The following is a 6,295-nucleotide window of genomic DNA, read 5'->3' on the forward strand; positions in this document are numbered from 1 at the left end:
CAATGCCGTGATTGAGGATGATCCCCACCTGGCGGGTCTGGACGTCCTCGCGGTCGCAATACAGGGCCCGGGCAGTACCTTCCAGTTCGTGGCCGCGCTCGGTGTGGCGGTTGCCGGTAAACGGGTCGGCCGCCTCGCCGGTGATGCGCTCGCCGATCAGGGTGTTCATGTAGGTGAAGGCGCCGGCGCCGAAGCCTGCCTCGCCTTTGCCGTTCACCAGCAGGCAGTCCAGCTCGCTGCAGGTGATGATGCCCAGGCGCAGGTCCAGCCAGGCCTGAGTGCCTTGCTCGACGTCTGAGATGATCTGCATGGTTTACTCCTGCGGCCGGCTGGCCGATTTAGTGAGGCGGGCTAGCACAACGTCGAACTCGGATTTGTAAACGTTGGCAGAGCAGCCGTATTTGGCCGTGAAGTTGTCGACCAGCACCTGGGTGCATTTCTTCAGCAGCGCGTCGAGCTGTGCAGCTTGTCGCGGGGTGATTACTTGCTCGACAGGCTCCTGCGAAGTAACAGCCCCCTGGCCGTCATCGTCTTCCCCTGTGGTGGTGAAGTTCAGTAGCGCGCCTGCTGTGTATCGCTTCCCGTAGCTGACCGAACTGGCAACTGCCTGGACGGCATTCTTGCTGCCGGTAGCATCGGCTGGCAGCAGGATTGATGTCGTTTCCCTGTGTCCATCGCGATGGCTAAGAACACCCTCTACTTCGATGCCTTTGTCGGTGCGTGGAATTCGGAAGGTGAGTGCAAAGCCGTGCCTCGCCAGGATGGGTTTCAGCTCTTCGTTGATGTCCTCCCACAGGGCGTAGGTGGATTGAACATTCTTGTACTTGTCCTTGATGGCCCCGCGCTCGCGGATAACCGGAAGCTCTTCTTGCATTGCCGCGAGGGCAGCGTCGAACGCTTGCTGGGCCTGCTGAGCTTGGTGCTGGCGGTGCATGGCCATCAAGCGCTCCATCTTGTCGATGTCAGCATTGGGTGACATTGCGACCTGCTGGATGATCTGCAGGATGGTCACCGACTCGGCGGCTACAGCCGGCGGCTGGGATTGGGTTTCGACCCTGGCTACTTGGCTCATGGCTACCTCAGAAGTTGATGGTGATGTTCGGTACTTCGCGGCGGGCAATCTTGAGCACGATGGCCCTGGCCAATTCCTCGGTAATGTTCAGTGACATCAAAGCGGTTTTGGCCTCGCCCATAACCTTTGCCTTGTGGGCCTGGTCGCGCTCACGGGCTTCTTGCTGGCGTAGGATCTCGGCGGCAGCGGCATCAGCGCGGCGGCGCTCGTCCTGGCGGGCCTGCTCGGCTGCTTCCTCTTGCCGGCGGGCGGCCGCCTGACGCTCCTGCTCCATCCGCTGCTCGGCGGCAACGCGGTCGGCTTCAGCCTGGATCCGGGCGCGCTCGGCTTGCTCGGCCTGCAACTTGAGCTGGAGGCGCTGGTTCTCGGCTTCGCGCTCTTGCGTAGCGGCCTGGTCGATCAGTTCCTGCTCGCGGCGTGCTGCCGCTTCGCGTTCTGCTTGCTGCTGCTGGGCCACACGCTGGCGCTCAGCCTCGACGGCGGCCTCTTGTGCAAGCCTGATGCGATCTTGTTCGGCCCGCTCGTCTGCCTCGCGGCGCAGGCGGGCCAGTTCGGCCTGTTCGGCGTCGTACTTCTGGCGGGCGACCAGGGCGGCCTGCAATGCATTCAAAGAAGCCTCTTTGGTCCGAGCTGCCTCAGCCTCGAATTCCTCCCACGCTTCGCCTAACTGGAACGCGGAGAGCTCGCTGAGGCGCGCCTGCAGTTGCTCGGCATCCAAGGTGCCCAGCTCGGCGGCCAGGTCCTTCATACGGTTGATTGCGTCGTTGTGGCGGTCGATCCGAGCATCCTCGGCGGCTTCCCACTCGGTGAGCGGCCGGCGCGTCTCGTCCCGTAGCGCGTCCATTTTGGCCACGAACTCACGCAGCTCAGCCTCGACCACCTTCGGCATTTCCTTCAGGCGGCGCAGGTAGTCGCGGCCAGGTTTCTCTACGGCGGTCTTCGACTTGCTGACTTTGGCGGCAAGGCTGGCGATGCGCTCGCGGCCCTTGCGGGTTTTCAGGTCAGGCACTTCGCCCAGTACCTCACCCTTCACCAGGTCGATGAATTGCTGCAGGCCGCCGGCCACGTAGATGGCCGGGGCGTTCGCCTCGCTGATCTCTTCGATCTTGATCAGTTTCTGTTGTGCGGACATTGGAAAACCTCGCGCCAGGCCGGCGCCGTCAGTTGAAATAGGGAAATGCCAGGTCACCCAGGCACGGAGGTACGCTCCAGGCCCTGGCTGCGGTGGATGGTTGCGCGCTCTCGCCGCTTACGCTCCCGAAGGGGTACGGTTATCCCGAAGGGCCGCCGTGCTCGGCTGCGTGATTCAGGAAGCTGCTTTGGCGAACGCCATTGCCATGGCTGTTTGAGGCGCAGACAACTTGACGATGGCCTCAGCGCGCTCGCAGTCGGCTTGCTCGAACCAGCCGAAGTGGCAGGCACCGACATCGATTTTCATCTGCTCAGCCAGCCAGCGGTAAGCCTGCGTGCGGCCCATGCCGGTGTCGGTAATGTGCTTGTGGAAGACAGCCTTGCAGCGATTGCGGACGGCGCGCAGCGCGCTATCGGCCAGCGTCCCGAGCGGAATGTCTGTATCTGGGTGAAGGCCTACATAGGCGTAGCAGCCAGAGCAGAGGTAGGCATACGGCCAGTCGCCGTAGCTGCGCCCGTTGTAGATTTCCGAGTTGCAGACCAGGTCGACTTGGTCACCGCAGTAACGGCATTCGCACGGGGCAGGGAGTGGGTTCTTCACGCGTTTGAGTGCCCTGCGGCTGACGTGAGGCAGCGGAGCAGGCGCAGCAATGCGCTCGGGGGCGTTTGCCCGAGGATCGATTGGCATGTTTTGTTCCTAGTTGGTGATGCAGCCTGCCCAGGCGCTAGCAAGCATCCAGGCAGTGCAGAAGAAGAGGGCGATGAAGCTGCCGCGCCAGGTGGCGAAGCGGCGGGCGCGCTGGTAGCTAGTCATTCGTCATCCCTCAGCGGGGGAATATCAATACCCTCGCGCTCAAGGAGCTCTTCAAGCGCGAAAACTCGGCCAACCTGGTTACCAACCGACAGCGCTGTAATTTCAGCGCCATCTATCTCTCCGCCAAGGCAGAAGAGTTCCGGGTGCGCACTGCGGAATTCCTCAACATCATCCAGCTGGAAAACAACTGTGAGAAATTTCATGCCCGAACCTCGTAGGCCAGGGTGCACATGCCGCAGAGGTAGGCCCGGCCAGACCAAGCCGCAGGGTTCTCGATGTGCGCCATGCGCGCCTGATTCATGGCGTCCTCCATGGTCAGGCCCTTGAACACCAGCAGGATTCGATCGTCTGGCACGGCCTGGGCGACCTCGGCCACCTGGTCGTCGATGATCGACGGGAAGATCGGCGTAGTCATGCAGCCTCCTTGCGCCGAACGGCAATACGCCGAATGCGCTCGCAGTAGTGTTTGAACTCCTCGGCGTCGATGACGAGGATGGAGAAGTAGGCGACGACCATCGTCTCGGCCTTCGCATCCTCCACCGGGCCAGAGCCCGGCAGAAGCATCGTCTCGATTGCGGCCTCGATGGCGCGAACCGCCACGCTGTGAGGATTCATTCCGCGCCCTCGGCCTGGGCCACCACTGCTTCCTTGGCGAAGGGCGTGAGCAGCTGGCGGGCGATCTCTTCCAGCGCCGACTCAGGCTTGGCCACGCTCAAGATCTCGTCGGCTGCTGCCGCGGCATCGCTGGTGACCTTGCAGCGCGCGGCCAGGACCAGCCGGCCAAGCACCGAATTGCTGATGCCAGACAGCCCAAGCTGGCCCATCACGAACTCATCCACCGCTTGGGCGAAGCGCTCGTAAGTCACGCCACGCTGGTGGAAGTTGCGCTGGAACACTACGTCGCGGCGCGCCATCAGCTCTGCGATACCGTCGTCGATCCAGCGCTCTTCCGCCGAACTTTCACTCACCGCCGGCGGCATCCGGTTGTCGTACTCAAACTGTGCTGCTCGAAGTGCGCCCATGGTCGCCTCCAGGTGGTGGGTTACTCGGTGGGTGGGGAAGGGAGGGGCTGCCAGTGGGTCGGCTTCCAGCTTGAAGCCCAGCTGCTTTGCGGCTCTTCCCACGAGAAGTACGGCGGATATCCGTGGGCGTAAGCAATCGAGCCTTTGCCGTGCTCGCGGTAAAGCGACTCGCGAGCGCCGTATTGTTCGCTCCAGGCAAGAACCCTGGTTCCAACCTTTGGCAGCTTGTCGCTGCACTTGATCCAGCCGCTCATGGCTTCACCCGGGCGGCGAGCATGGCGTCGGCCAACTCGTAGGCGTTTTTGGCTATTGTTTCCGGCGGCGTGTAGTTGCGCTCGCCGCTGTCCATCGCTGCCATGGTTCCGTGCATGGCCTTGGCCGCGAAGTAATCGCGCAGGGTCATGCCCGGGTACGCACTGAAGGTGTACGGCTTGATCTCTTCGCCATTGAACCCTTTGATCGCTGCGTTGCCGCCGTTGTTGATTTGCGCTGGAAAGGCGGGTCCGCCTGTTTCTTTGCTCATTGCGTGAACCTCGGTAGCCAACCGCATTGGCCAGGCGTCAGGCGCGGGTGACCAAACCTACTGCGCGCCGTGAGAGCGCAGGGCTGGAGCCTGTCTGATGCGGTCGAAGTGAAGGGAAGGGGATACAGAGGCCGGGCGCTACCCCGGCAGCTGGCTTGGCGTGGACCCATCCAGCGGCGCAATTCGTTTACCCTCAGAGCGAGGGAAGGGACGTCCACAGGTGCTTCGGTAACCGCGCCCGGAGCTGGGCGCTTCTCTGCATCGGAGTGTTATCTGGTAGCCGGGCTCACTAGAGCGACCTCCATCCTCCGCGGATGGCGAGCTAAGCCTCGGTCCTCGGTACTAGTCAGGCAGCGTGCACTCCGCCATTCGTTCTCTTGAACCTACGCAACCCCTGGCGCCATCGCGAATGACCGCTTTAGGGTTAACACTGCTCCACCGACTACCAGATAACACTCCGGTGCAGCCTGCGATGGGGAGCAGGGCATCGGGCAGTTATCGTCAGGCTGACGTGGCGCTGGTTGTCACTGCTGCTCTGCGGCGTCAGCAAGAGCCCTGAGCTGGGTGGCGCTGATGAAGATAGCCGCCTCGGCATCTTCAACCTCAAGGCAGATTCCGACTTCGGTGCCGGTCCTGACCAGAGAAAAGCCAGGCTCGATCTCAAGCTGAGCGCAGGCATGGCTGTTTTGGGATTTCACTTCTTCGAAAATGTCGCTCATCGCTTTGCCCTCCGGGGCCCTATGCCTGACGCGCAGGCGCCTTCATCTTCGCCACGGCCTTCCCGACGGCCCTAGGCATCTTCTTTTCGCGAATGGCTTTGACCTGGCTGTCGGTCAGCATGTCGGCCATGTAGAGATCTGTGATCGCATGGTTCAGGCGATCCAGGCGCTCGGCCTCTTTGGCATCCATTTGCGGAAACTGCTCGGCGAACGGTCGCGCCGCCCAGCCTTGTTCGAACGTACGTGACATTGGCGTGCCTCCAAGGCGATGGAATAGGTGCCGGTCTTTCCCGACTGTCGCCGCACAACCATTGATCCCGCCATGCGGAGGGGATATCCCTTTATGCGCTTGGGAGTCCAGCGGCCGGCTTGATCCCCGGTCAGGATTCGATTTCCCGTCTGGCCCTACCGCCAAGGTCAGCCAGTGAAATCGTCATGCTGCGGCTTTGCAGTCAGCTGCCGTCAAGCGATGCCCGTCTTCCTGCTCCACAACGTGGACGCTGCTGACGTAGCCGCGCTCAGCATTGAGCCGGTTGGCCTCGCGGAGGCAGGCTGCCAAGTCGCTATCGGTGAACACCTCCAACTCGCCGCGTAGGGTGATGCGAAGGACTTTGTTCATGCTGTGTTCCTCCAGTGGATTCCCCCTGATGCGCCCCGCTTGAGGCGCACCGGGGAATCGTCTGTCTTGCTGGGCTCCGTTACACGCCACGGTGGCCTGGGCGATTACTTGCTCACTACTCACGCTGTGCCAGGCACCGACGCCCGTTCTGAGGGCATCCCGGCAGGGAGCGTTTGCAGCGCAACCCTCCATCCGCTTTCCGTGGCCCGGCCTGTGTTCGTGCCGTGCTGACGTTCCGCCTGATTTCGAGCTGGCCAGTTCCAGAGCTGGCATGGGGATCGAATTTATTGCTCGCGCTGTACCGTTGCCGGGATCGATCCGCGAGGTTCCCATCAATGTGAAAGAGCGGTGAGGCTTGAGGGCCTCCCGAGGGGCTGTGTAGCGCCTCGATGGAG

13 protein-coding genes are annotated in these 6,295 nt (G+C 62.3%); all 13 read right to left on the reverse strand.

What is annotated here, in order from left to right:
- The coding region (locus tag HMPREF3173_RS24950; protein ID WP_256544323.1) for a YqaJ viral recombinase family protein at window positions 1-310 on the reverse strand (310 nt) is incomplete at its 3' end.
- Between the two features lie 3 nt (window positions 311-313).
- Window positions 314-1,072, reverse strand: a complete 759-nt coding sequence (locus HMPREF3173_RS10205) for an ERF family protein (protein WP_070572851.1) — start codon at window positions 1,070-1,072, stop codon at window positions 314-316.
- 7 nt (window positions 1,073-1,079) lie between these two features.
- The gene (locus HMPREF3173_RS10210) at window positions 1,080-2,204 is read right to left on the reverse strand and encodes a hypothetical protein (protein ID WP_070572853.1); all 1,125 of its coding nucleotides are present in this window, start codon (window positions 2,202-2,204) and stop codon (window positions 1,080-1,082) included.
- Between the two features lie 174 nt (window positions 2,205-2,378).
- The gene (locus HMPREF3173_RS10215) at window positions 2,379-2,891 is read right to left on the reverse strand and encodes a zinc-finger-containing protein (protein ID WP_070572855.1); all 513 of its coding nucleotides are present in this window, start codon (window positions 2,889-2,891) and stop codon (window positions 2,379-2,381) included.
- Window positions 2,892-3,013: 122 nt separating this feature from the next.
- Window positions 3,014-3,220, reverse strand: coding sequence for a hypothetical protein (locus HMPREF3173_RS10220; RefSeq protein WP_070572857.1), 207 nt, complete (start codon window positions 3,218-3,220; stop codon window positions 3,014-3,016).
- Window positions 3,217-3,432, reverse strand: coding sequence for a hypothetical protein (locus tag HMPREF3173_RS10225; protein ID WP_070572859.1), 216 nt, complete (start codon window positions 3,430-3,432; stop codon window positions 3,217-3,219). Before HMPREF3173_RS10225 ends, HMPREF3173_RS10220 begins: the two co-directional genes overlap by 4 nt.
- Window positions 3,429-3,632 carry a hypothetical protein gene (locus HMPREF3173_RS10230; RefSeq protein WP_060489037.1) on the reverse strand — a complete coding sequence of 68 codons (204 nt, stop codon included), beginning with the start codon at window positions 3,630-3,632 and terminating at the stop codon, window positions 3,429-3,431. The genes HMPREF3173_RS10225 and HMPREF3173_RS10230 overlap by 4 nt, the downstream gene beginning before the upstream one ends.
- On the reverse strand, window positions 3,629-4,039 hold the full coding sequence (locus tag HMPREF3173_RS10235) for a hypothetical protein (RefSeq protein WP_070572861.1): 411 nt from the start codon (window positions 4,037-4,039) through the stop codon (window positions 3,629-3,631). Before HMPREF3173_RS10235 ends, HMPREF3173_RS10230 begins: the two co-directional genes overlap by 4 nt.
- Window positions 4,040-4,059: 20 nt before the next feature.
- Window positions 4,060-4,293 (reverse strand): DUF551 domain-containing protein, encoded by a 234-nt coding sequence (locus HMPREF3173_RS23895; protein WP_083299987.1) that lies wholly within the window; start codon window positions 4,291-4,293, stop codon window positions 4,060-4,062.
- Window positions 4,290-4,562, reverse strand: coding sequence for a hypothetical protein (locus tag HMPREF3173_RS10240; RefSeq protein ID WP_070572863.1), 273 nt, complete (start codon window positions 4,560-4,562; stop codon window positions 4,290-4,292). Before HMPREF3173_RS10240 ends, HMPREF3173_RS23895 begins: the two co-directional genes overlap by 4 nt.
- Before the next feature lie 524 nt (window positions 4,563-5,086).
- Window positions 5,087-5,281, reverse strand: coding sequence for a hypothetical protein (locus HMPREF3173_RS10245; RefSeq protein WP_070572865.1), 195 nt, complete (start codon window positions 5,279-5,281; stop codon window positions 5,087-5,089).
- A 19-nt stretch (window positions 5,282-5,300) separates the two neighbouring features.
- On the reverse strand, window positions 5,301-5,531 hold the full coding sequence (locus tag HMPREF3173_RS10250) for a hypothetical protein (RefSeq protein WP_064491407.1): 231 nt from the start codon (window positions 5,529-5,531) through the stop codon (window positions 5,301-5,303).
- A gap of 183 nt (window positions 5,532-5,714) precedes the next feature.
- On the reverse strand, window positions 5,715-5,900 hold the full coding sequence (locus HMPREF3173_RS10255; RefSeq protein ID WP_070572867.1) for a hypothetical protein: 186 nt from the start codon (window positions 5,898-5,900) through the stop codon (window positions 5,715-5,717).
- Window positions 5,901-6,295 lie beyond the last annotated feature (395 nt).

It is taken from the genome of Pseudomonas sp. HMSC08G10, assembly GCF_001808425.1.
Lineage (GTDB): Bacteria > Pseudomonadota > Gammaproteobacteria > Pseudomonadales > Pseudomonadaceae > Aquipseudomonas > Aquipseudomonas guariconensis.

Coding starts and splice junctions, on each gene's coding strand:
- HMPREF3173_RS10205 (WP_070572851.1), bottom strand. CDS start 1,072: ATGAGCCAAGTAGCCAGGGTCGAAACCCAATCCCAGCCGCCGGCTGTA.
- HMPREF3173_RS10210 (WP_070572853.1), bottom strand. CDS start 2,204: ATGTCCGCACAACAGAAACTGATCAAGATCGAAGAGATCAGCGAGGCG.
- HMPREF3173_RS10215 (WP_070572855.1), bottom strand. CDS start 2,891: ATGCCAATCGATCCTCGGGCAAACGCCCCCGAGCGCATTGCTGCGCCT.
- HMPREF3173_RS10220 (WP_070572857.1), bottom strand. CDS start 3,220: ATGAAATTTCTCACAGTTGTTTTCCAGCTGGATGATGTTGAGGAATTC.
- HMPREF3173_RS10225 (WP_070572859.1), bottom strand. CDS start 3,432: ATGACTACGCCGATCTTCCCGTCGATCATCGACGACCAGGTGGCCGAG.
- HMPREF3173_RS10230 (WP_060489037.1), bottom strand. CDS start 3,632: ATGAATCCTCACAGCGTGGCGGTTCGCGCCATCGAGGCCGCAATCGAG.
- HMPREF3173_RS10235 (WP_070572861.1), bottom strand. CDS start 4,039: ATGGGCGCACTTCGAGCAGCACAGTTTGAGTACGACAACCGGATGCCG.
- HMPREF3173_RS23895 (WP_083299987.1), bottom strand. CDS start 4,293: ATGAGCGGCTGGATCAAGTGCAGCGACAAGCTGCCAAAGGTTGGAACC.
- HMPREF3173_RS10240 (WP_070572863.1), bottom strand. CDS start 4,562: ATGAGCAAAGAAACAGGCGGACCCGCCTTTCCAGCGCAAATCAACAAC.
- HMPREF3173_RS10245 (WP_070572865.1), bottom strand. CDS start 5,281: ATGAGCGACATTTTCGAAGAAGTGAAATCCCAAAACAGCCATGCCTGC.
- HMPREF3173_RS10250 (WP_064491407.1), bottom strand. CDS start 5,531: ATGTCACGTACGTTCGAACAAGGCTGGGCGGCGCGACCGTTCGCCGAG.
- HMPREF3173_RS10255 (WP_070572867.1), bottom strand. CDS start 5,900: ATGAACAAAGTCCTTCGCATCACCCTACGCGGCGAGTTGGAGGTGTTC.